18 protein-coding genes and 2 pseudogenes are annotated in these 21,623 nt (G+C 69.1%); 14 read left to right on the top strand and 6 right to left on the bottom strand.

Translation table 11 applies throughout. The features are described 5' to 3' along the window. Positions 1-352, top strand: a pseudogene (locus tag C569_RS33875) (IS701 family transposase); the annotation flags it as partial. 24 nt (positions 353-376) lie between these two features. Here C569_RS33875 and C569_RS31250 read toward each other — a convergent pair. Then, positions 377-2,320, bottom strand: a complete 1,944-nt coding sequence (locus C569_RS31250) for a hypothetical protein (protein WP_051090552.1) — start codon at positions 2,318-2,320, stop codon at positions 377-379. Positions 2,321-2,366: 46 nt separating this feature from the next. Next, positions 2,367-4,208 (bottom strand): Hsp70 family protein, encoded by a 1,842-nt coding sequence (locus tag C569_RS34810; protein ID WP_026268711.1) that lies wholly within the window; start codon positions 4,206-4,208, stop codon positions 2,367-2,369. 203 nt (positions 4,209-4,411) lie between these two features. Between C569_RS34810 and C569_RS0127315 the strand changes: the two genes are divergently transcribed. Further along, entirely contained in the window at positions 4,412-5,362 is a 951-nt protein-coding gene (locus tag C569_RS0127315) for a DUF6745 domain-containing protein (protein ID WP_155945637.1), read from the top strand. Positions 5,363-5,551: 189 nt separating this feature from the next. Here the strand turns inward: C569_RS0127315 and C569_RS0127320 are convergent, their stop codons facing one another. Further along, a complete protein-coding gene (locus C569_RS0127320; RefSeq protein ID WP_026268713.1) occupies positions 5,552-6,226 on the bottom strand; it encodes an HNH endonuclease family protein in 675 nt (224 codons plus the stop codon). A 276-nt stretch (positions 6,227-6,502) separates the two neighbouring features. Between C569_RS0127320 and C569_RS0127325 the strand changes: the two genes are divergently transcribed. From C569_RS0127325 to C569_RS0127335, 3 genes and pseudogenes are all read left to right on the top strand, one after another. After that, positions 6,503-7,447: an endonuclease/exonuclease/phosphatase family protein gene (locus tag C569_RS0127325; RefSeq protein WP_018788904.1), complete on the top strand. Its 945-nt coding sequence runs from the start codon at positions 6,503-6,505 to the stop codon at positions 7,445-7,447. 285 nt (positions 7,448-7,732) lie between these two features. Continuing rightward, positions 7,733-8,473 (top strand): annotated as a pseudogene (locus C569_RS35130) (helix-turn-helix domain-containing protein); the annotation flags it as partial. 632 nt (positions 8,474-9,105) lie between these two features. Then, on the top strand, positions 9,106-9,771 hold the full coding sequence (locus C569_RS0127335) for a 2'-5' RNA ligase family protein (RefSeq protein WP_018788906.1): 666 nt from the start codon (positions 9,106-9,108) through the stop codon (positions 9,769-9,771). Between the two features lie 79 nt (positions 9,772-9,850). On the opposite strand, the gene C569_RS0127340 is transcribed toward C569_RS0127335, so the two are convergent. After that, positions 9,851-10,813, bottom strand: a complete 963-nt coding sequence (locus tag C569_RS0127340; protein ID WP_018788907.1) for a phosphotransferase — start codon at positions 10,811-10,813, stop codon at positions 9,851-9,853. Next, entirely contained in the window at positions 10,810-11,397 is a 588-nt protein-coding gene (locus C569_RS0127345; RefSeq protein ID WP_018788908.1) for an HD domain-containing protein, read from the bottom strand. Before C569_RS0127345 ends, C569_RS0127340 begins: the two co-directional genes overlap by 4 nt. Before the next feature lie 36 nt (positions 11,398-11,433). Here C569_RS0127345 and C569_RS0127350 point away from each other — a divergent pair, with 36 nt between their 5' ends. Next, the gene (locus tag C569_RS0127350; RefSeq protein ID WP_036347152.1) at positions 11,434-11,880 is read left to right on the top strand and encodes a hypothetical protein; all 447 of its coding nucleotides are present in this window, start codon (positions 11,434-11,436) and stop codon (positions 11,878-11,880) included. Here C569_RS0127350 and C569_RS0127355 read toward each other — a convergent pair. Beyond that, complete coding sequence (locus tag C569_RS0127355; RefSeq protein ID WP_026268715.1) at positions 11,870-12,481, bottom strand: hypothetical protein; 612 nt, start codon at positions 12,479-12,481, stop codon at positions 11,870-11,872. The two genes, C569_RS0127350 and C569_RS0127355, sit on opposite strands and share 11 nt — an antisense overlap. A gap of 463 nt (positions 12,482-12,944) precedes the next feature. On the opposite strand from C569_RS0127355, the gene C569_RS0127360 reads away from it, so the two are divergent. From C569_RS0127360 to C569_RS0127395, 8 genes are all read left to right on the top strand, one after another. After that, positions 12,945-14,351: an APC family permease gene (locus C569_RS0127360; protein ID WP_018788911.1), complete on the top strand. Its 1,407-nt coding sequence runs from the start codon at positions 12,945-12,947 to the stop codon at positions 14,349-14,351. Between the two features lie 5 nt (positions 14,352-14,356). Next, on the top strand, positions 14,357-15,373 hold the full coding sequence (locus tag C569_RS0127365) for an acetamidase/formamidase family protein (RefSeq protein WP_026268716.1): 1,017 nt from the start codon (positions 14,357-14,359) through the stop codon (positions 15,371-15,373). Further along, complete coding sequence (locus C569_RS0127370; RefSeq protein ID WP_018788913.1) at positions 15,370-16,047, top strand: GPP34 family phosphoprotein; 678 nt, start codon at positions 15,370-15,372, stop codon at positions 16,045-16,047. The genes C569_RS0127365 and C569_RS0127370 overlap by 4 nt, the downstream gene beginning before the upstream one ends. A gap of 931 nt (positions 16,048-16,978) precedes the next feature. After that, entirely contained in the window at positions 16,979-17,311 is a 333-nt protein-coding gene (locus C569_RS0127375) for a hypothetical protein (RefSeq protein WP_026268717.1), read from the top strand. A gap of 149 nt (positions 17,312-17,460) precedes the next feature. Further along, positions 17,461-17,949: a hypothetical protein gene (locus tag C569_RS0127380; RefSeq protein WP_018788915.1), complete on the top strand. Its 489-nt coding sequence runs from the start codon at positions 17,461-17,463 to the stop codon at positions 17,947-17,949. Between the two features lie 12 nt (positions 17,950-17,961). After that, complete coding sequence (locus C569_RS0127385) at positions 17,962-18,741, top strand: aminoglycoside phosphotransferase (protein WP_018788916.1); 780 nt, start codon at positions 17,962-17,964, stop codon at positions 18,739-18,741. A gap of 1,451 nt (positions 18,742-20,192) precedes the next feature. Further along, positions 20,193-20,351 carry a hypothetical protein gene (locus tag C569_RS33445; RefSeq protein WP_018788917.1) on the top strand — a complete coding sequence of 53 codons (159 nt, stop codon included), beginning with the start codon at positions 20,193-20,195 and terminating at the stop codon, positions 20,349-20,351. Between the two features lie 92 nt (positions 20,352-20,443). Beyond that, positions 20,444-21,619: a hypothetical protein gene (locus C569_RS0127395; RefSeq protein ID WP_026268718.1), complete on the top strand. Its 1,176-nt coding sequence runs from the start codon at positions 20,444-20,446 to the stop codon at positions 21,617-21,619. Positions 21,620-21,623 lie beyond the last annotated feature (4 nt).

Here is a 21,623-nt window from a genome sequence, read left to right on the forward strand (position 1 = left end):
CCGCTTCGGCCTGGACCAGTGTCAGGCCCGCCTGTACGGTGCGATCGCCCGGCACACCGCGCTGGTCATGACCGCTCTCGCGGTCTGCGCGGTCACCGCCGCCGAGTTACGCCACCGCACCGACAGCCAGGCGCCCCCGCCGACCACACCCGACCAACTGCCACCAGCCGAACCCGGACTGATCCCCCTGACCGTGCCCGAGATCGGACGACTCCTCGCCGACGCCCTCCATCACCCACAACCACCCGACCACACCATCGACTGGCTCACCTGGCGACGCCGACACCAGGCCCGCGCCCGCTGGTACCACCAACGCACCCGCCTCAACCGCGGCTACGCCCTGGTCAACTAGCAAATGGCGGCTGCCGTACTAGGTCTAGCCAGCAGTGCTCGTGGGTTGCTCGGCAACGCCGGCGAGACGCAGGCGTTGCCGGTGGGTGTGGAGAAGGTCGGCGGCTGCGGCGGAGTCGCCGAGGGCATTTAGTTGGCCGGCGGCGAGCTGATGGAGTTGCTGGTTGTAGGGGTCGATGCGGATCGCCGCTTGCAGCAGCCGCAGGCGCTCGTGGGGGTCAGTTTGTGCTGCCGCGGCGGTGGTGTGGGCGTCGAGGACTAGTCGGCGTGTGGCCTCACGGGGTGGGTCGATCCATGGCCAGGTGTGGCCGGCGGCGAGGTCGCCGGTGTAGGCGTCGATCACGGCCTGCCAGCTGCCGGGGGCGTCTGTGGTGGTGCTGTGGTGGGCGGCGGCTTGCAGTCGCCACAGGTCCACGTCGGTGCGTGGGTCGAGGTGGTAGCGGTCCTCGGTGTGGACAACCACCTGGTCGGGGGTGGTGGCGCGGATGGTCGAGCGTAGGTCGCTGAGGGTGGTGTAGAGGCGGCCGGTGACGGTGTGGGCGGGTAGGCCGGGCCAGAGGGCGTGTACGAGTTGCGTGGTGGTGGCGCCGTCGGGGTGCACGGCGAGGAAGACGAGGATTTGCAGGGCGGCGCTGCGGCGGATGGTGATTTCTTTGCTGTCGATGAGCAACGCTGGGCGGCCGAGTACCCGTAGCTGGACCGTGGTCGATGTGGGCTCGGTGGGCTGTCGCGGTGTAGGTGGTGGGATTCGGCTGGCTTGGCGGGGGATCTTTGCCTGTGCACGGTCGAGCGGCCGGGCTGGCGCGGACGTGGCGGGGCCGGGTGCTGCGGTGGTGGGTTGGGTCAGGACGGCGAGCAGGTCCGCTGCGGCGGTGCTGTCGAGGACACACATCCGTGGTCGGGGTTGCCTGGTCTGGTGGTCCACTGTGTGGCCGTGGCGGTCGACGCGCCAGGTGGGTTGTGGTGCTTCGGCGTCGAGGGTGACGACACGAGCGCCGGGGAGGTTCGGCGGTGCCGGCGTCGCGGGTTCGGCGGTCAAGACGAGGCTGGGTATGCCGCAATCGGCTGTCGCCGACGTGTTGGATGCAGGTAGCAGGCGTCGGGCCTGTTCGAGGGTCTCGACGATATGCAGTCCGGGGATCGTGTGGGCGGCGTCGGCGATGGTGGGCAGGATCCTGGCGAGGGCGTTGCTGGTGACGATCACGGGGATCGTGTCGGTGGGGTCGCGCAGCGCGGTGAGGAGCTGGGTGATGAGTAGACCGCGGGCGGCGTGGTCGGCCCCGTCGCCGACGAGACGTATGCCGGCCGGGGGCAGCAGCGCCGGTATGGCGCCGGTGGTGGCTGCTGGTGGTGGTTGGTCGGCGATGGCTGCTTGGACGGCGGTGACGGTGGCAGGTAGGGGTGTCAGCTGGGTGGCGTCGGTGTCGGGTTGGCCGGGTTGGTGGGCGCGACGGCGGCGTAGCCACACCAGGGCCGCTGCGGCGGCGATGTGGTGGGCGGTGTCGTCGGGTAGCCAGCCGCCGGGCACGACCACCCCACCCTGCTCGGTCTGGGCCGCGTTGGACGGGTGGTCGAGTTCATCGGCGGTGACTGGTGTCGGCGGGTTCGGCGGCTGGGTGGTAGGGGTGTGGGCGGTGGTGAGGGCGGCCGCGCCGGCGATGCTGGTGACGGCGGCCTGCCATGGGGTGGGTAGCGGCAGGTGGCGCATCCATCGGGCGCCGGCGCGCAGTCGGCGGGCGGCTGTGACGGTGACGGTGTAGGCCATGCCCAGCCACAGCAGCCAGGCCACGGTGATGAGCCCTGTGGTGAGGGTTGCCGGGGTCAGCGGGTCGGTGAGCCAGTCGCGTAGCTGCGTGCTGGTCGGCCAGCCGGGCAGGTGCGCTCGGGTGAGGGTGGCCAGCAGCCACGGCGGTATCGCCAGGATGGCCAGCGCGACGGTAGCGCCTGCGAGTCGCCGGGTCCCGTTCACCGCGGCTCCTCCCCCATGTGCGTCGGGTGGTATCCGGTTGGTGGGGTCATTGCGGCGGCCGGTGGGGGTGGTGGGGGCGTAGTAGGTGGGTCCACATCTGGCGCAGCCACCAGGTGGTCACGGCGATGGCGTAGATGGCGCCGAGGATGCCGGAGGCGGACCAGGAGACCAGGGCGGCGGTGATGACGGCGAGGGGTGCGCTGAGGATCAGGCGCAGGATCGGCTGGGACACGACGGCCATGACGGTGCCGATGCCCAGGAGCAGGCCTCCGACTCGGCCGGCGAGGTCGATCCAGAGGATCAGGTGGGGCCACCGGTCGGCGGTCAGGCTGTATTGGATGAGCAGCATCCCGGCAGCGGCGGTGAGCACGGAGCTGGTGGGGAAGGCGAGCAGTTTCGACCATCCGCCCGCGGGGGTGCGCCATTGCCGGGCGGCGATGAGGGCCATGACGGCGGCGGCGGTGATGGTCGGGGTGATGGGTAGCAGTGTCCAGCGCAGGAAGCCGTTGACGGGGTAGCCGACGTAGAGGCTGCCGACGACGGCGTACATGCCGCTGACGGCGACGCCGAGGGAGGCCGCGGCGAGGATGCCGGTTCCGGTGTGGATGCCGGGGCTGGTCGGGGTGGTGGTGCGGTTGGCGATGGTGGAGGCGAGGACGGTGCCGGCGCTGAGGCAGGCGATGACGGCGAAGACGGCGGCCATTGTCAGCTCGCCCCAGTTGAGGATCGCTTCGCGGTACATGAGGGAGCCGCGCCAATCGGGCGTGAGCAGGAACTGGGAGACCAGGGCGAGGGAGGCGAAGCCGGGTAGGGCGATCGCGGCGGCGCGCCGCACCGGCGGCACCGGCTCATCGGTCGTGGTGGGGTCGGTGGTGTTGGTCGCGCCTGCGTCGGCGGCGCCTCGGGCTGCGGCCAGGGTGGGCTGGTCGACGAGGGTGGGGGTGATGCCGGCGTCGGTGAGGGTCTGCGCCAGCAGGGGAAGGCGGGCGGTGCCGCCGACGCAGTAGACGCCGGTGAGGTCGCGGGGTGTGAGTTCCGCGGCGGTGATCGCTTCGGTGGTGAGGTGGGCGATGCGGTGCAGGACGGGCTGGGCGGCTTGGTCGAGCAGGCCGGTGTGGAGCACCACGGCCGGTCCGTCGGGTAGGGGCACGGTGACGGCCGGGTGGTCGGTCAGGGCGTGTTTGCCGGCGCGGAGGCTGGCCGTCATGGCCCATCGTTGCCCGCCGGTGCCGGGTGGGTTGGTGGTGAGTGTGGTGGTGAGGGCGTCGTCGATGGCGGTGCCGCCGGCGGTCGGGTCGGCGAGGGTGGCGAGGACTTCGAAGCCTGCGGGGCCGCGGCGCAGGATGCTGACTTCGGCGGTGGCGCCGACGTCGCAGACGGCGATGTAGGCGCCGACGGGCAGCTGCAGGCCGGTGGCGAGCAGGTGCCCGGCGACGGCGGTCGGCGCGTCGATCAACTGTGGTGGTGGGAGGCCGCCGCGGTGCGCGGCGTGGCGCATCCAGGTGCGTCGTCGCGGGCCCCAGCCTGCCGGGACGACCAGCCGCACGTCGTCGATGCCGGGCCCGGCGACCTGGTGGGCTTGCTCGGCGGCGCGGCGCAGGGTCGCGGCGACCAGATCGAGTGGGTCAACGTCGGTGTCGGCGACGGTGAGGCGCTGCTCGGAGGGTTGGCGGGGGTGCGGGATGAACCGGTGCGGTGTGACCGGTGCGGCCCGCCAGGCGTGGTGGCCGGTCACGGTGGTGCCGTCCTCGCTGAGGAGGACGGCGCTGGGCAGGGCGGGTTCGCCGTCGAAGAGCAGCGGTGTCCAGGTGCCGTCCGGCCATGCCAGTACGGCGGTGGTGTCGGCGCTGCCGTAGTCGATCGCCAGCCGCGCCCGCCCCGATCGCATGGAGGTCAGTCAAACATGAGGATCTCATTCACGTCATCCCTGAATCACTCACCGCAACCGGCCGCGGCGCCCGACACGGTCACAACAGTGAACACCGGGACTGACGGTCGGTCCTGCCCCCGCTGGGTGGAACCTGACCACTTGACCTGCAGCGGCATCGTCAACGGCATGCCGCGCCATCGATGATCCGTCAGGAGGGCACCATGCATGACTCCACCAATCCGATCTCAGCGCACGGACAAGCCGTAGCGAGCCGATGGACGCAGGCGGCGTTGTCCTGCGAGCCCGCGGACCAGGCGCGCGCGGAGGCAGCCGTTCGCCTCGCTTACCGCAGCGCCGGGCATCCCGAGCCGTCGCGGTTCCTGTGGTGCCCCTCTCCCCCGGCCGCGCTGCAGCAGGTGCGGCGGCTCCTCGAGGACGGGCACCCGTCACTGGTCGCTCCGGTCCGCCGCGATGCCCTGAACCGTGCGCTGGCAGCAGCGCGAGCCCCGATCTGGGAGCAGACCAGCGACCACGACCGGTTCACCGCCTTCGGCGATTTCCACGACTTCATGGAATGGCACGGCTACTACGGCGAGCAGCGCTACGACGGCTTCGAGGCCCGCTACAACCTGATGGAGCACCGGTACCTCTGCAACCCGGGCACCGAGGGCGAGCGGTCCGCGCTCACACCGGTGCTACAGGCGGTACGGCAGGTGTATAACCAGGTGCTGGGCCCGATTTGGGCGGCAATCGACCGCAGCCTCACCGGCAGCTACATCATGCAATTCGCCTGGTATTGGAGCGACGAGCAGACGATCGTGAAGCGCAACGACGGGGGACGCGCCGTGATCCGTTACTGCCTGAATCCTCGCGACTGGTTCTTCGATCCGGCCTGGAACCTCTACCCCGACTGGCTTCTGCTCGCCGCGATCGACACCTACCAGCAGGTGCCCGGCACGGCACCCACCCCAGGGTGGGAGGGATGCCGTGACGTGGCGCTGGCGGCCGGGTCGTGGTGGCCCCTATCGGGGGTGGCCGTGATGATGCAACGCCCCACCGTTCTGCGAGTCACCGGCGACGGCCTGCTGCACGGCGTCGATGAGCCCGCGGTTGTCTGGCCCGACGGCAGCACCCTGTGGGCCCGTGACGGTGCCGCTGTCCCACCCGGGTGACCGCCCCGCCGACGGCACCTAAGCCCCTTCCGATTGCGTCTCGGCCCTGGAGGGCGGGTCCGGTGCGGCGACCCGCCCTCCAGCGCGTCGGCGCCGCCATCCGCGGGCGCAGGCGGGTCGACGGCCTTGGCTCAGGCGTTGCCGCGCGTCGGCGCTTGTGCGGTCAGGCCCTGAGGCGGTTCTGAGGAGTTAGGAGCTGCAGGTGTTCAGCATGCTCTGTAGGGCGGACTTCTCCGACGACTGCAGGCTCAGCCCCCAGTTGTACTTCACAGTGATCCACATCTTGCTGTAGGTGCACCGGTACGACGACAGCGGCGGCTGCCACGTCGACGGGTCCTGGTCACCCTTGGACTGGTTCACGTTGTCGGTCACGGCGATCAACTGCGGGCGGGTCAGGTCGTTGGCGAAACTCTGCCGCCGGCTAGTGGTCCAGCCACTGGCGCCGGAGCGCCATGCCTCGGCCAGGGGCACGACGTGGTCGATGTCGACGTCGGAGGCGGCGGTCCAGGTCGCGCCGTCGTACGGGCTGTACCAGCGGCCCGAGGTCGCCGCGCAACTGCTGTTGGTGACCACGGACGTGCCGTCGCGCTTGAGGACCGTCTCGCGGGTGTTGCAGGCCCCGCTGATGGTGATCCAGTGCGGGAAAAGATCCCGGGAGTACCCACTCGTCGACCCCTCGCTCTTCACCGTCAGAGCGTTGAGCTGCGACTGGGCGCTCGCCTTGGACGGAATACCGGGAGGTGTCGCCGAAGCCACCGAGGCGTCGACCGCGACCAGGCCGGCGCTGGCGACCATCACGGCCGCTGCGCCGGCCAGGGCACGCCGTGCCACCGCAGATGTGGTGAGTCGTCGGGTGAGTCGCATGAGGGCCTCCTCGGGCATCCGTCGTGGACAGCGACCATCTCGCCCCATCATGTCCATCGACGGTCACCACTGTGAAGAGTGGGAAAGGCTCCCGCGAACACTGATCACAGCCATTCCCTGTCCGCACCACCGGCCCCGGGGGGAGCACACGCCGGTCCGCTGCCCCGCCGCCGATCGCGCCTGTCGAGATGGCGACGAACCGGCGATCAGCGACGATCCGACGTCCTAGAGTGCGACTCTCAGGCTGGCACTACACCTGCAATTCCGGGAGCGACGGTGGCCAACAACCTGATCGTCATGACATGGAACGTCGAGAACCTGTTTCCACCCGACGACACCGACACGTCGGCGGCCGACACCTACACCGCGAAGCTCACCTACCTCGCCGGTCTGATCGCCGGCACCGGCGCCGACGTCGTCGCCCTTCAAGAGATCGGCAGCCTCCGGGCCGCACAGGACCTGCAAGCTGCCCTCGGTGAGCCCTGGCAGGCCGTCGTGTCCTCCCACCCGGACAGCCGCGGCATCCGCGTCGCCGTCCTCGCCCGGCATCTCCTCGCCGAGGAAGCGCAGATCCTCGCGCTGCCGCCCTCCGGATTGCCTGCGGTCCCCGACGTCGACGGCGACACCCTCACCCACATGGGACGCGGAGCACTTCAGGTACACGTCGACTGCGGCGGCGCCGGGCTGCGCCTGCTGACCGCGCACCTGAAGAGCAAACTGCTCACCTACCCGGGCGGGCGACGCTACCCCCTCAACGAAGACGAACGCGCTCGCGGCGCCGGCTACGCCGTCCTGCGGCGCACCGCCGAAGCCGTCGCTCTTCGCGTACACCTCAACGAGACCCTCGCCGCAGCCGCCGTAGACGGCCAACCGGGCATCCCCACGATCCTGTGTGGCGACCTCAACGACGGCCCCGACGCCATCACCACCGTCCTGCTCGAAGGCCCAGCCGACGGAGACGTCAACCGCCCCGACAAAGGCGACGCCGTCCGGCTATACAACCTCGGACGACGCCTCCCCCCAGCCCGCGCATACTCCCGCATCTACCAAGGCAACGGCGAGCTCATCGACCACATCCTGGCAACCCGCGACCTGCAACTCCAGCTGAGCAACGTCGACTCCCTCGTCGACGACATCACCTCCATCGGCGCCTCCACCCGCAGCCGAGAGAAGGCCGTCGTACCAGACCACGCACCGGTTCTCGCCCGGTTCAAGGGGTAACGCAGCCGGCCGGTGTGACCGGCATTCGCCGTTCACGGGATGGCCGACGTGAACCGCTGCCGGTCATGGACAGCCCTCGAGACTTTGTCGGTGGACCCCCGACAGCAACTCTGACAAAACTTTGACAAGGTCATCGGACCATAGCCGCCCCCGCTCTCGATAATGGACACCTGGCACTGTTGCTGGTCCCGTAGCGGCCATCTGTCGCACCGCTGCTCGGCGCTACTCAGTCGGCCGGCGGGTCACAAGCGCGGCTAACGTCGGTACGGACCGTGACGGCGGTGTATGCAGGCATTGGGGGTTGATGTGTTGGCTAACACCGACGAGAGCAGGAACGCCTGCCAGGCGCTCGGCCGTCGGCTCGCCCAGTTAAGGAAGGCTGCCGGTCACACTCAGCATGAACTGGCTCGGCTCGTACAGTACGGGCGCAGTTCGGTGGCGAACACCGAGACCGGCCACCAGCACCCGGACCGTGCCTTCTGGGCGCGCTGCGACAGCGTGCTGCAGGCCGGTGGCGTCCTCATCAGTGAGTACGACCGGATCACGGAGCTAGACCGACGACGACGCCGCTCATCGGCGCTCCAAGAGCTCAAGACCGCACCGGGGCCCGCAGCGCCGATGGACGCTGGGCACTCCTTACCTGGAGTGGATAGCGGTGCTGTGCTGTGGGAAGGTGCGGGCAGCATCGATGCCCGTCGGCTGGCGCTGAGGTCTTCCATTGATGACAACGTCCGCCTGACGTATTTGGAGAACGAGCTTCGGGAGGCGATCGCTGACAACGAGCGCCTCACCCCTGGGATTCTCGTAGGGCGTCTGCGACCGCTGCGCGCCTATGTCGACCAGCTCATGGCCGGCCGGCAGCACCCGCCACAACGGGCCCGTCTCTACGCCGTCGCCGCTCACCTGTCTGGGCTTCTTGGCGCGCTCGCCCTTGACCTCGGCGCGTTCGGTGTGGCGCACGCCTACGCCGCCGAAGCGTTCGACTTGGCCGAAGCTGCCGAGCAGCCCGACGTCCAAGCCTGGGCGCGCGCCACGCAGAGCCTGGTTGCCTTCTACGCCGGTGAGTACCATGACGCGCTGGCTTACGCCCAGGATGGCCTGCGTCGTGGCAGCGCCAGCGGGCACCGTATCCGCCTCACGATCAACGGTCTGGCGCGAGCCCTCGCTCATCTCGGCGACCGGTACGGGGTAGACCGTGCTGTCGACGATGCCTTCACCATGCTGTCCAACTACCCGGCTGACTCGCCGGTCAGCGCGAGCCTCACCCTCGGCCCGTACTGTCCGGCAAGAACTGCGGCCAATGCGGCGACTGCTTACCTGGCGCTCGGCCGTACCGCAGGCGTCACCGACCATCTGACCGTCGCTATAACCGCGTTCGACGCCGCAGGCATGGCCGGTCCGCGGGCACTCAGTCGCCTCGATCTGGCCACCGCTCACCTGCACGCCGGCCGTCCCGACCCTGACCAGGCCGCCACGCTGGCGATGGAAGCGCTTACCCTTACCTCGCAACAGCGTTTCGAATCGGTTCATCAACGCGCCCGGCAGTTCCTCGCCGCCGCTCATCCCTTCGCTCGCCATCCGCGGCTAAGGCAGGTCGCCGACCTGCTGGCCGACCGCCCGCGGGCCGGTGTCATCCGAGCCGCCTTACCATCGCTGTCATGAGCAGCCGGGAACTGGCCAACCTGCAACAGCGCTGGACCGCCTACCAGGATCTACCCGAACTCACCGTTCACTGGTACTGGCGCCCAGGCTGGCGGGCCGACCGCCAGTTCTACACCTGGCACCTCACCTTCGAGCACCAACCTGAGCTTCATCGCCTCGTCACCGGCCTGCAACGCCAACTCACTCTGCCCGGGCTGGACTTGGTGCCGCTCGATGGGCTGCACCTGACCATGCAAGGTCTCGGCTTCACCGACGAGGTCACCACTAACGACATCGAGGCGATCGTCGCGGAAACCCAGCGACGCTGCGCCGGCCTGCAGCCGCTGGAGCTGTCACTTGGCCCGGTCGACCCCGATGCCGAAGGGATTGGCTTGCTCGTCCGCCCCTGGGACCGCGTCGAACACCTGCGCGCCACCATTCGTGATGCCATCAGCGCGGTATGGCCGGCAGTTCCGGAGGCTGCAGAAGGCTTTCGGCCCCACGTAACTGTCGCTTACAGCGGTTCGCAAGCGCCGACCGGACCAATCTGCGCCCGCCTCGCCGAACTACGTGACCAGCCACCCGCCCGGGTGACTATTCGACAGGCAACGCTGATCGCGCTGCGACGAGAAGACCAGACCTACAACTGGACAACTGTGGCCGTGGCACCCCTCGGCGGATGATGATCATGCTGGATCTGCGGGTCGTAAGCGCCGAACGGATCGAGCGGGGCGCACGCCCAACCGCTCGACCCGTTGCCCATTAGCCAGCACTGGTGAGGTGACTGCCGGCGGCGGCAGGCGGTGCTGCCCCGAGCAGTTGTGCGGCTGCATGGAGTTGGCGGTGTATGACCTGGGCGTGGTGGCTGTCGGTATGAGGTTGGTGGTGGCCTGCGGCGGCCGTGGTCAGGAACCACCAGGCTGCCCAGAGGCGGTGCCACCCCAGGGCCCACTGTGCGGCCGGTAGGCCGCCGCGGTCCGAGTGGGCGTCGGGACTGCCGCCGGTCGCGACGTAGACGCGGATTAGGTGACTGAGCTGGGCCGGGTCTGGGTTGGTGCGGGTGCCGAACCAGGTGGCGAGGTCGAGCAGTCCGGGCCCGGTGAACGCTTTCGCCCAGTCGACTAGGTGGCAGCCGTTGCGGCTGACGTGCAGCGAGGTGGGGTGGAACTCGCCGTGGCACAGCCCGAAGGGCTCTCGTTCGGCGCCGTCGGCGCGCCTGCCCGCCACGGCGGCCAGCCGCCGCAGCAGGTCCTCGATCGTGCCCGTGTAGAGGAAGCGGCCCTTACGGTGTAGCGCGTCGAGTGCAGCGAGCGCCTGCTCAGGAAGGCGCGCCAGGGTTTGCTGGCCGAACGCGGGCAGCGTGGGCATCGGGGCGATGGCGTGGACCGCGCGGGCGGCGGCTGATGCCTCGGCCGTGGTGGGTGGGCGGATGGGGTCGCCGAGGTCGTCCATCAGCATGCCCAGCGCCTGCGGACGTAGCGTGTAGCCGTGCAGGTGAGGCACGGCGGCACCGTGCTCGTTGAGGGCTCGCAGCACGGCGGCTTCGCCGGTGAACGGTGATGTGGCGATCTTGCAGATCATGCTGCTGCCGTCGCTCAGGTACAGCCGGTGCACCGTCGACAGCTCCCACTCCTGGATGACCTGCGCGCCGACCTTTTCTCGGCCGGCGGCGGTGAGCAGGTCACGGTGAAGCTGGTCGGCCAACGCGGCATCTATAGCGATCATGGTCTGCTCCCCGTCTGGACGCCGGTGGCGGCTCGCTCGAGCAGCGTCAGGGCGGTGTCGAGGCGGGCCGACATCCGGAGCGGCACTCGATGGTGGGCTGCCTGCTGAAAGGCCCGGAAGTACGGCAGTAGCGCGAGCAGCGCCGGGCGCGTGCGGAGGAAGCGGGTGACACCACCACTGGCTTGTGCCCGTCGTAGCAGCGACGTCAGCGCGACTATCTTGTCGGCGGTCGAGGCGAGCAGCACCGGTAGGTCGTCCACGCGGATGGGCGGTTCCGGCATGTCGAGATCCTGGTGCTCGGCCTGCAGAGCGGCGATGATCCGCGGTACCTGCGGGCCGTAGGCGGTGGCGAGGATCAGGTAGATGTCCGGCGTACGGGGCGCGAAGTCGGGGATGTCGTACAGCAGCGCTGCGGCTATCAGATCAGGGTCCGGGTTTGGTACATGCTCGCCGATGGTTACCGCGACCCGGACGGCGTGGGTCAGTGCGGGGCGGTCGTCGATGGTGTGTCCGGCGCACCATCGTTGGGCGTCGCGTAGGGCGCGGTCGATGGTGGCGGCCCGGGGAGGGGATAAGACGGTCATGGCCTGATACCTCCTGGTTGCCGTAGCATCGGCGTCATGTCGGGGCCGCTACAGCAGTGGTGTGAGCAGACGTGCGTGGTGTGTCCCGCTCAACAGCTCGGGCCGGGCCAGTTCGACGTGGTCGACCGGCCCGGACCCGAGTTTGCCTACGACGCGGACATTGGATGGCGAGTCACCGTCGAGGGTGTCGCGGTGTGTGTACACCCGTATCGGGTCGGGCTTCCGCCGGGCCGCTACGCCTCGCGCGGGGAGCCTGTCCCCGTCCGGGCGTCACGACCGGCGCCGACGCCTGCTTCCCTGGTGCTACCTGCCGACCTGGTGGATCTGGAAGGCTGGCTCGTCGCCGTCCTGCGCGACGCTCCGTCGGAGCAGATCTTCGGTGCCGTCGCCCGCGCCGAGCGCCTCGCCGGCGAAAGGTTCGACCCGAAGCAGGTGGTGGCAGCCATGCGGCGAGTGCTGTCGGTGGAGCTGGCTAACCGGTGACCCCGACGGGCGCGGTCGCAGGGCCGGGCTTCTCGAAGTCGAAGTCGTGGCTGCGTCCGTCGCGTCCCAGGCCTGCGGCCTGGTAGTGAGCGTTGAGTTGGTCCAGCCGGCGGGTCACCTCGGCGGAGTCCAGCCAGTACCGCAGTGGCTGCGGCCCCCAGCCTGCGGCGGCGTAGTACGCGTCGGTCAGGCAGCCGCGGACGTAGGTGAACTCTTCCAACTCCGTGGCGTGCGGGAACGTGACCCCGAGGTCGCGCTGCATCCGGGACATGAGGGTGAACTGGGCCAGCACGGCGTGGATCATCTCGTCGACCGGCGCCGGCACCAGCAGCTCAGCGACTTCCTCGTCGCCGCCGGAGAGCTCGAACACTGCGGCCTTGAGCGCCAAGACCCGCATCGCCTCGGTCAGCAGCGGGCCCGCGTCACGGTCCAGGGACCACTGGCTGATCGCCGGGTACCCGGTGAATGTCGCCCAGCAGCTGGAGTACTTCATCGACGAGCTGCGTAGCCGCTCGGCCGACGGGTGCTGCGTGATCAGGTCGAGGATCTCGGCGGCTCGGCGACCGACCTCAGCGGGTTCGGGCATGGATTGTGGGGTCATGGCACGTCCTTCCTTGGAGAGCCTTGGGCATAGGCAGGCGTAACCAGCGACGCCGGGACGCCTGTCACCGCTGTCCTCGCGCCAATGGCGCTCACGGTGATGCCTCCATTAATGCAGCGTGCGTGGATGTCGATAACCCACTGCGTCGACCTCTGACAAAGATTCGACATTGCCCGGCCTAGACCACTGTGCGGACGGATGCGGCTTTACGACGCGTCTTCGAGAGGCGCCGGTCGGCGCTGCTCGCTGTTGGAGTCGGTATTCGAATAGGCGCTTGTCGGTGGGTTGTCAGACGTGGATGAGGAGGCTTACCGACATTGAGCTCCTTCGCCTTTAGTCACTCTCGTCGCCGGGAACCTCAGCCGTGTCCCGGCCAGGATGCGTCGCGGTCGAGCCGTGACGGCGGGCGCTTTCGTGGGGCGCCGAGGACGGCTCGTCGAGCAGTTTCAGGGAGGAATGCTGGATGTTCGATCAGGGAGAGCTGGAGCGTTACGGCTATCGGCAGGAGTTGAACCGCCACCTGCGGTTCCGGGATCTCGTGGCCTACGGTTTGGTGTACATGGTGCCGATCGCGCCGATGGCGATCTTCGGCAGCGTGTACGCCGGCTCCGGTGGGATGGTGGCCCTGGCATACGCGGTCGGTGTGGTGGCGTTGGTGTTCACGGCGTTTTCCTATGCTCAGATGGTCAAGGCGTTCCCGATGTCGGGCAGCGTCTACAACTACGCCGGCCGGGGCATCAGCGCACCGGTCGGTTTCCTCGCCGGTTGGGTGATCCTGCTCGACTACGTTCTCGTACCGGGCCTGCTGTATCTGGTGGCGTCGGTGGCGATGCACGCGACGGTGCCGGCGGTGCCGGTGTGGTTGTGGCTGCTGGGGTTCGTCGCGGTCAACACGATCGTCAACTCGGTCGGCATACGGATGACCGCGATGGTGACTCGGGTGATGCTCGTCGGCGAGCTGATCGTCCTGGCGGTCTTTCTGGCCGTCGCCTGCTGGGCTCTCGCGTCAGGTAGGGGCCGGTTCAGCTGGGACGCGTTCTACAACTCCGACACGTTCACCTGGGCCGTGGTCGCGGGGGCGGTGTCGATCGCCGTGCTCAGCTTTCTGGGTTTCGACGGCATCAGCATGCTGGCCGAGGAAACCAGGGGCGGCTCTCGGCAGATCGGCCGGGCGATGACCGCCGTCCTGATCCTGGCGGGGGTGTTGTTCATCGCGCAGACTTGGCTTGCCGCGATGCTCGTCCCCGACCCCGGCGTGCTCCTGGCGCAGGGTGACCCGAACGGCACTGCCTTCTACGACGCCGCCGCGGTGGCTGGCGGCGGGTGGCTGGCCACCCTCTGCGCCGTCGCGACCGCGATCGCGTGGGGTCTGCCGAACTCGATGGTCGCGCAGGTCGCGACGTCCCGGCTGTTGTACGCGATGGCCCGCGACCGGCAGCTCCCGAGCTTCTTGGCAAAGGTGTCGGTACGACGCAACGTGCCGATCAACGCGACCCTGCTCACCGGCGCCGTGTCTCTCGCCCTGGGCCTGTACATGGCCACCCGCGCCGACGGGATCACTCTGCTGTCATCGCTGATCAACTTCGGGGCGATGGTCGCGTTCCTCGTCCTGCACGTCTCCGTCGTCGTGCACCACCTCATCCGGCGGCGCAGCGGCAACTGGTGGGCGCACCTGGTCATGCCCGGTATCGGGTTCGCGATCCTGGCCTACGTAGTGGCGAACGCGAACATCGCCGCGCAGCGCCTCGGCCTGGCCTGGCTCGCCCTCGGCATGGTCGTACTCGCCGGCCTCTACCTGTCCGGCCGCCGTCCGTCGCTGTCCGGCCTGACGCCAGTGCAGCGGTCCGCTCGTGACCTGGAGCGGGTGTGACCACGATGTCTTCCGGAAGTCACTTCACGTATCGGCCGGCGCGGGACGAGTTGGCCTACACCTTCGGCGGGCGGATCCCGGTAGCGCATGTGCGCTCCGGTGACGTGTTCACCGTGCACACCGAAGACTGCTTCGGCGGACGGGTACGCGGTCCGGCGGACCTGCCGTCGCAGGTGTGCGCGATGCCATATCTGAATCCGGTGTCGGGGCCGTTCTTCGTCGAGGACGCCGAACCCGGCGACACCCTCGCCGTCCACATCGCCTCGATCGTCCCGGCCCGGGACTGGGGTGTGTCCGCGACGTTCCCGTACTTCGGGGCGCTGACCTCCACGCCGCACACCGCGACCCTCCAACCACCCCTCGACGAGCGCGTCTGGGTCTACCCCATCGACCCCACCGCCGGAACCGTGCGGTACTGCGCCACCACCAGCGACCACAGGGTTGAGCTGCCGTTGGATCCGATGATCGGCACGATCGGCGTCGCCCCCGCCGCGATGGAAACCCGCGCCACGATCGTCCCGGACTACTACGGCGGGAACCTCGACACCCCGCAACTGCGCGCCGGCAACACCCTCTACCTCGGCGTCAACGTCCACGGCGCGCTCCTCGCCCTCGGTGACGGACACGCCCGCCAAGGCGAGGGTGAAGCGTGCGGGGCCGCGGTGGAGATCGCCACCGTCACCACCCTCGCCGTCGAGGTCATCAAGGGCGGCCTTCCCACCGCATGGCCGCGGCTGGAAACCGACGTCGCAATCATGTCCGTCGGCTGCGCCCGACCACTCGAGGACGCCTACCGCATCGCCCACCACGACCTCACCACCTGGACCGCCGACCTCTGCCGTCTGGACACCCTCGACGCCTACCAGCTCATCTCCCAAGCCGGCCGGGCACCGATCGGCAACGTCTGCGACCCCAACTACACAATCCTCGCCGCCATCGACAAAGCCCACCTCCCCCAGCCGCAGCCCGCCTACGCAGACGCCCACGCCCGGCTCCGCAGCCTCACCCAGGGGCAGCCATGACCACGCCGGTACCCGGGCTGCCGCTACGCGACGAGCTGTACCTGCTCGCCCACAACGACGACACCGGCCAATCCCACATCCACCGCCAAGCCCTGGCCCTCGGTCTCGCCGGCGCCGTCCTCATCGACCTCGTCCTCACCGGCCGCACCACCCTCGACGGCAGCGGCCATCCGGTCGGGGAGCAGCGGATTCGGTTGCACATCGACCGGCCCGTCGGCGACCTCATCACCGATGCCGCCCTCACCAGCCTGCGCCACACCCGGCCCGCCCCACCGCTGCGCCACTGGCTGCGCGGATTCGCCGACGACCTCTACGAACGCACCCGCGCCGGCCTGCACGCCGCAGGAATCCTCCGCCACACCAGCCACCGCCGACTCGGCGGACTGATCCGCGCCGACACCTACCTACCCACCCACCAGCGGTGGCCCGTCATCGCGCGCGCTCGCCTGCGCTACCTCGCCGACGGCCGCGAACAACCCGACAACCACACCGCCGCCCTCGCCGGACTCGTCGTCGCCCTCAACCTCACCGGCCACCTCTATCTCCACGACGACACCACCACCGTCGCCAACCAGCTACGCGCCATCGCTGACCAACACCACCGGCCCGTCCGCGACATCACTACCGCCGTCGACGCCGCCGTCGGCGACCTCGCCACCGCCACCTACCGCTAACCACGAGGAAGGAAACCCCGACACCGTGATGCTCCGCTCGACTGTCCCCACCCGCCTGGCGGTGAGCCTGGTCGGCAGCGTCCTGCTCGCCGACTGCTTCGCCAGCGCCCCCGGCCATCCGAGGCCCGCGTCGACTGCGCCAGCGGCCACCGGCAGTCGATCCGCCACCACGCACCCCAGCGCCACCGGGCCAGAATTGACCCCGTGGCAGCGGCTCACGGCCCTCGCCGACCCCATCGACACCACACCCGGCGAGGCGCCGAAGAAAACGAACGAGCACCTGCCCGGCGGCCTGCACCCATACTTGCTCGAAGCACTCCTGAAAGACGCGGACGTGCTGGCCGGCGCGGTAGCGCCCCGAGAGCTGGCCACCGACCTCGCCTATCCCCGGCTGCTCATCAGCGGTGTCGTCGCGCTCGCGAGCAGCCATTACCTCAACCAGGCCCTGCGGGCGACGATCCTGCGTGTCCTCGCCGACATCCCCGGCATCACCGACCGCGGCCAGAGCACCGGCATGACGTTCGCTGTCACCGCCGACGGATCCACCTCGCAGCTCCTGGTCGACCCGCAAAGCGGCGAGGTCCTCGCCGCGCACGGACGGCTGACCGGCCGCCGGGCGGGCCTGTTCTCGTACGTCCTCATCCTCGAACGCGGCCACACCACCCACGCCGGCGCCCCGTCGGACCCTGACCGGCCAGCCACCAACCTCCACCGTCTCAGGCGCGATCAGCAGCAGGGGTCACCCGAGCTGCGACGCGTAGCCACTGCAGCACCAGGCCACCGAATCATCGCCACCGCCAACCGACAGCGCCGAAGGAAAGAGGTACTTCCTCATGGCTCTACGAACGTGGACGGGCTCTGGCCGTCGAACGGGCCCGAGAAAGCAACCCCGCCAGGAGTGGCAGGTGCGAGCAGCCAGGAGCCGTCGGTGATGTCGTCGCAGCTGCAGACGCCGAGCGCCGGCCCCACGCCAGATCGGCCGCGCTACAGAACCGAAACGACGCCTCCGCACACCCCGCTGCGGCCGACGTGGGCATGCCGGGCCTGCGGTCAGCCGTGGCCGTGCCCGCAGGCCCGGCTGCTGTTGAAAGTGGAGTACGAATCGGCGCTCCCTGCGCTCTCGATCTACCTCAGCGGGTTGATGTTCGAGGCGATGCGCGACCTGTTCCACCTCAACCCACACGACGGACCGAGCCCGCAGGAGATGTTCGACCGCTTCGTGGCCTGGGGCCCCTTCCGAAGATCGATCCTCGAGCAGCGGTGAGCAAGCACCGCAGCCTGCCGCTGGTGAGGGGACCTCCGCGACGGCTGGCCGCGACGTCACCTTCACATCACCGCACGACAAACGCTCGCATCACCGCCCCGACGGCGACGCGATACGCGCTCATCCCCGTTCGCGATCAAGGAGGAACCTTGAGCATCACCGCAGACAGACCCGGCACGACCGTCGCACAGGACCCGCGCACGCTCGTGTCGGGCGAGGTGTTCGACAAGCTGGCCCGCTACTTCGCCGCCCGGCAGGAGGTGAGCCACACCTACGCCGGGCGTGCGGTCGGGCAATTCCTGGTCTTCCTGAAGGCCCACGCCGACCAGGCCGGCAAGCCCGACTTCGGGATGCTTCTGCCGACCGGCGAGTCCTACCGGGTCGTGCCCACCCGACCGGTCGACGCCGTCTGGCACGCCCTACTGCAGATCAGCGAGCCCTACACCGCCGCCTGCCACCAGATCGCCGGCCACTACGTGCACCACCGGCCGATCCTGACCGAAGCCATGCGAGACGGCACCGCGATCACCTACACCCTCGCGGCGTTGCACGACACCGGCTACCAGATCGACATGGAATTCTGGGGCGGTGAGGCCGGGTCCTGCTGTCCGCCGAACCCGCCGCAGCCCGGCCGGTAACAGGAGAACCTGATGCGCAGCGACTGGACGATCCTGCCCCGCAGCGTGATCACCAGGATCACCGAACAGGTCGGTGGAGCGTTCGAGGCATCCCCGGCACCCGACGGCAACCATGCACAGATCGCCTCGACCGTCACCGGCCCGTCCGGACCGGTCTTCGTCAAAGCGGCCGTCGGCGAATGGGCCGTCCGGTCGCTGCGCTACGAGCTGGCCGTCACCCAGGCCGTCGACCGGTACCCGCCGGCGCTGCGGTGGCACTTCGAGGCCGATGGCTGGCTGGTGGTGGGGACCGAGCATCTCGCCGGTCCCCACCCCGACCTGTCCCCCGACAGCCCCGACCTCGACCTGCTCACCGCCGCCTTGAAAGACCTCCAGCAGACGCCGGCGCCGGGCGATCGGTGGTTCACCCCGGCCGACCGGCTCGGGTTCACGCACCCGGCGACGGACGGCGGGACACTCGTGCACTCCGACCTCAACCCGACCAACCTGATCGTCACCCCGCACGGCCTGCGCATCGTCGACTGGGCCTGGGCCACCAAAGCAGCTGCCTGGGTCGAACTCGCACTACTCGTCCAATGGCTGATCGGCAGCGGCCACACCGCCGACCAAGCCGAAGACTGGCTCGGGCAATTCCCGGCCTGGACCGCCACAAGCGCTGACGTACTAGACCACTTCGCCTCGGCCAACGCCGCGAAATGGGCGACCAAGGCCCGACACAACACCGAGCGCTGGGTACAGAACCTCGCCCAATGGACCGGCGAGTGGGCGACCTACCGGACGCATCGGGCGTAGCTCAAGGCCGTGGGCCACCTACCTGGACGACACCGCCACCCTGGACGCCGAGCGGCCGAGATCGCCAACGAGGCCACCGGCAGCCACGAGATCGCCAAGCGCACCTTCTACGCCAGCGGGGTACTCGAGTTCCCCGGCGCGTGCGCCGTGCGGTGCCAGTTCCTGGCCGTCACCGCCGCCGCCCGCGCCGCCCTGGGCCTGGAGAAGACCCCCGACCGCGGCGGACCTGATGAACGGTTAGCACCCGAAGCTCGGTCCGGTGACGCTCGCTCGACGGCGTCGCCCACTCGGTTGTGGCTGCACGGCCGGCGGCGGTGGCTGACGAAGAACATGACGACGGAGGAGCGGGAGGCCCTGGCCGACGCCATGGAGCGCTCCTCCGCCCACCTGGAGCCGGAGGACCCAGCCACGGTGGACCACTGGCAGCGGGATCCGGTCGACGGGCCGACCGGACCAGGACGTGACCTCTCATGGGGTCATGAGCGGTCACCCGAGCAGAGCATTTCGTTGGCCGATCAGATGAATGGCCAACGCTGCGAGGCCGGTCCGTTTTGCCCAGTGGCGGAATGCGTGTACCCAACCGCATCCCGGCCTATTAGAGTCGCCACGTCACCCTGGACAGCTTCTAGCCGTCCGGATGTTGAGGGGACCGACCGCCCTCTACGCACCCGAAACGCTCGGGGCGGCCGGTCCGGCCGGTGCTCCCCACCTAGCGGGTCTAGCCCGCTAGGTGGGGAAGCATCCGGCCAGGGCGCTTACCAGCGTGGCCAGTGAGCCCAGAAGAGCCGCCCAGGCGTAAAGCCGGGCTGTCTTCCGGTCGGAGGGCTGGCCACCTTCCTGACTCGCGTCCACCCGTATCACCTCCCTCCGCGCATGCGTCGGATCAACGGCAAGCGCAGCCGGAGGAGGTGCGAGGAGAGACGGTATCGCCTCCCCGCACCCGACGGGCACTCCCACCCCGGTTGTCCAATCGGGACGCCGCGCTCTCGCACACCTAGTCCGGTAGATGATTTCCGCAGCTAGTGGAGGTGAAGGATCGCCATCGGTAGGGGTGTGAGCGCGGCGGCATGGAAGTTCCATTGTGCGACGGCGTGTCCCGTTTCGACAGATCATGAAAACCCGGACTCGCCGAGCGTGTCGATCTGGGCGCTCAGTCGTTAAGCACTTACATCCCGTGAATGGGACTATCCCGCCAGCCAGCGTAAATCACGCTACACTTCGGGGTGCGAGGGAGAGCAACCCGTCGCAGGACGGAGACCCCGACGGCGCAGACCGCCCGCATCGCGCGGACTACGCCTTCACCGTACGCACCCCCACCCCCCTCGCCACGCCCGAGGGCGCACAGCAGGTATGCGAGCGCACGTTCACCCGGACATCCTCACCCGCGAGGCTCGACGCACCGCCTCATCCGTCGGCCCATTCACCTCGCCGAGCCCACCCGGCAGTACGGGGTGTTCGACGGCGACCGCCTGGTCGAGACCCACGACGACGCGGCCCGCGCCGAGCTGGCCACTGCCGACAACGCCAACGGCCGGCCCGGCGCGTACACCATCGAGGCCCTCTGCCTCACCTGCCGAGACCTTCCCACCGGTAACTGCGACTGCCCCTGACCGTCGAAGTTCGAGTCCGGGGCGGCACATCACTCGCGCGTAGGGCCTTCTGTGGACAGCGGACGGGCGGTGCGCGAAGCTGACCGTGCCCGATGGATCGACCGAGGGAGTCGACGCTGTCCAGGACGCTGTTGTTCGTGCACGGAACCGGGACGCGTGCCGAACGCTACGCGGAGACGCTCACGGCGATCCAAGCCAAGATCGCCGAGCGGAAGATCGACGCCGATTTGCGAGGTTGCTATTGGGGTGATGCGGTCGGTGCCCGGCTCAATCTCGGCGGCACGTCGATCCCACGCTACGCCGAGACCGGCGGCAGTGTTCCGGACGAGATGCTGGCACTGTGGTCGGTGCTCTACACTGATCCGTGGTACCAGCTGCGGCTGTTGCGCCGACACACCACCGGTGGCATCGGGAACCTCGGCGAGGAGTCGCCTGCCGATTTCCTGCGCGAGCAGATCAACGAGTTCCATCCTTCCGCCGAGATGCGCGACCAGCTCGGCGCCGCCGGTCTGTCCGGCGAATTCGACGAAGCGCTGGCTGCCCTGCGTGCGGCGCCCGAGTTCGAGCAGGCGATCCGGACCGCCCCGGCCGACCCGGTGGAGCACCGCGCCGCCATCGCCCGGGCTCTGATCGCATACGCCTCGGTGGCGACCACCGAGGCGGGCCGCCCGCAAATCGACGGCGGCGTCCGTGACGCACTTGTCACCCGGCTGGGTGATGAATTAGACGCGTACGTGATGTCGGTCAAGAGCACATTGCTCGCCCCGGTACTGCATCTCGCCACGCGCAAGATCACCAGTGATCGTGGCGCGATCACCGATGGCACCGGACCCCTCGCGGGAGACGTGCTGCGGTTCCTGGCTCGCGGTGACGCGGCGCGCACGTTCCTGCGCGCCGCGATCGACGACATCGGCGGCGACGTCTACCTGCTCGCCCACTCGCTCGGCGGTGTGATGAGCGTGGACTTGCTGGTGCGCGAAGCGCCGCCGAATGTACGCGGGTTGATCACGATCGGCTCGCAGGCCCCGTTCCTGTATGAGATCGGCGCCCTGCCCGCGCTGGCCCAGCCCGAGCCGCTGACCAAGGACTTCCCGGCCTGGCTGAACATCTACGATCTGAAGGACCCGTTGTCGTACGTCGGCCGTGACGTGTTCGGTACGACGGTGACCGATGTCCAAGTCGACAACGGGCAGCCGTTCCCGCAGTCGCACAGCGCCTACTGGTCGAACTCCGAGGTGTGGGCGGCCGTCGCCGCGTTCCTGAAGTGAGCCG

The sequence above is a fragment of the Micromonospora sp. CNB394 genome (genome assembly GCF_000374985.1).
Lineage (GTDB): Bacteria > Actinomycetota > Actinomycetes > Mycobacteriales > Micromonosporaceae > Micromonospora > Micromonospora marina.

Coding starts and splice junctions, on each gene's coding strand:
- C569_RS0127320 (WP_026268713.1), bottom strand. CDS start 6,226: ATGCGACTCACCCGACGACTCACCACATCTGCGGTGGCACGGCGTGCC.
- C569_RS0127315 (WP_155945637.1), top strand. CDS start 4,412: ATGCATGACTCCACCAATCCGATCTCAGCGCACGGACAAGCCGTAGCG.
- C569_RS0127375 (WP_026268717.1), top strand. CDS start 16,979: ATGTCGTCGCAGCTGCAGACGCCGAGCGCCGGCCCCACGCCAGATCGG.
- C569_RS0127395 (WP_026268718.1), top strand. CDS start 20,444: ATGGATCGACCGAGGGAGTCGACGCTGTCCAGGACGCTGTTGTTCGTG.
- C569_RS0127365 (WP_026268716.1), top strand. CDS start 14,357: ATGTCTTCCGGAAGTCACTTCACGTATCGGCCGGCGCGGGACGAGTTG.
- C569_RS0127345 (WP_018788908.1), bottom strand. CDS start 11,397: ATGACCGTCTTATCCCCTCCCCGGGCCGCCACCATCGACCGCGCCCTA.
- C569_RS0127355 (WP_026268715.1), bottom strand. CDS start 12,481: ATGACCCCACAATCCATGCCCGAACCCGCTGAGGTCGGTCGCCGAGCC.
- C569_RS0127335 (WP_018788906.1), top strand. CDS start 9,106: ATGAGCAGCCGGGAACTGGCCAACCTGCAACAGCGCTGGACCGCCTAC.
- C569_RS0127340 (WP_018788907.1), bottom strand. CDS start 10,813: ATGATCGCTATAGATGCCGCGTTGGCCGACCAGCTTCACCGTGACCTG.
- C569_RS34810 (WP_026268711.1), bottom strand. CDS start 4,208: ATGCGATCGGGGCGGGCGCGGCTGGCGATCGACTACGGCAGCGCCGAC.
- C569_RS0127350 (WP_036347152.1), top strand. CDS start 11,434: ATGTCGGGGCCGCTACAGCAGTGGTGTGAGCAGACGTGCGTGGTGTGT.
- C569_RS0127370 (WP_018788913.1), top strand. CDS start 15,370: ATGACCACGCCGGTACCCGGGCTGCCGCTACGCGACGAGCTGTACCTG.
- C569_RS0127385 (WP_018788916.1), top strand. CDS start 17,962: ATGCGCAGCGACTGGACGATCCTGCCCCGCAGCGTGATCACCAGGATC.
- C569_RS0127360 (WP_018788911.1), top strand. CDS start 12,945: ATGTTCGATCAGGGAGAGCTGGAGCGTTACGGCTATCGGCAGGAGTTG.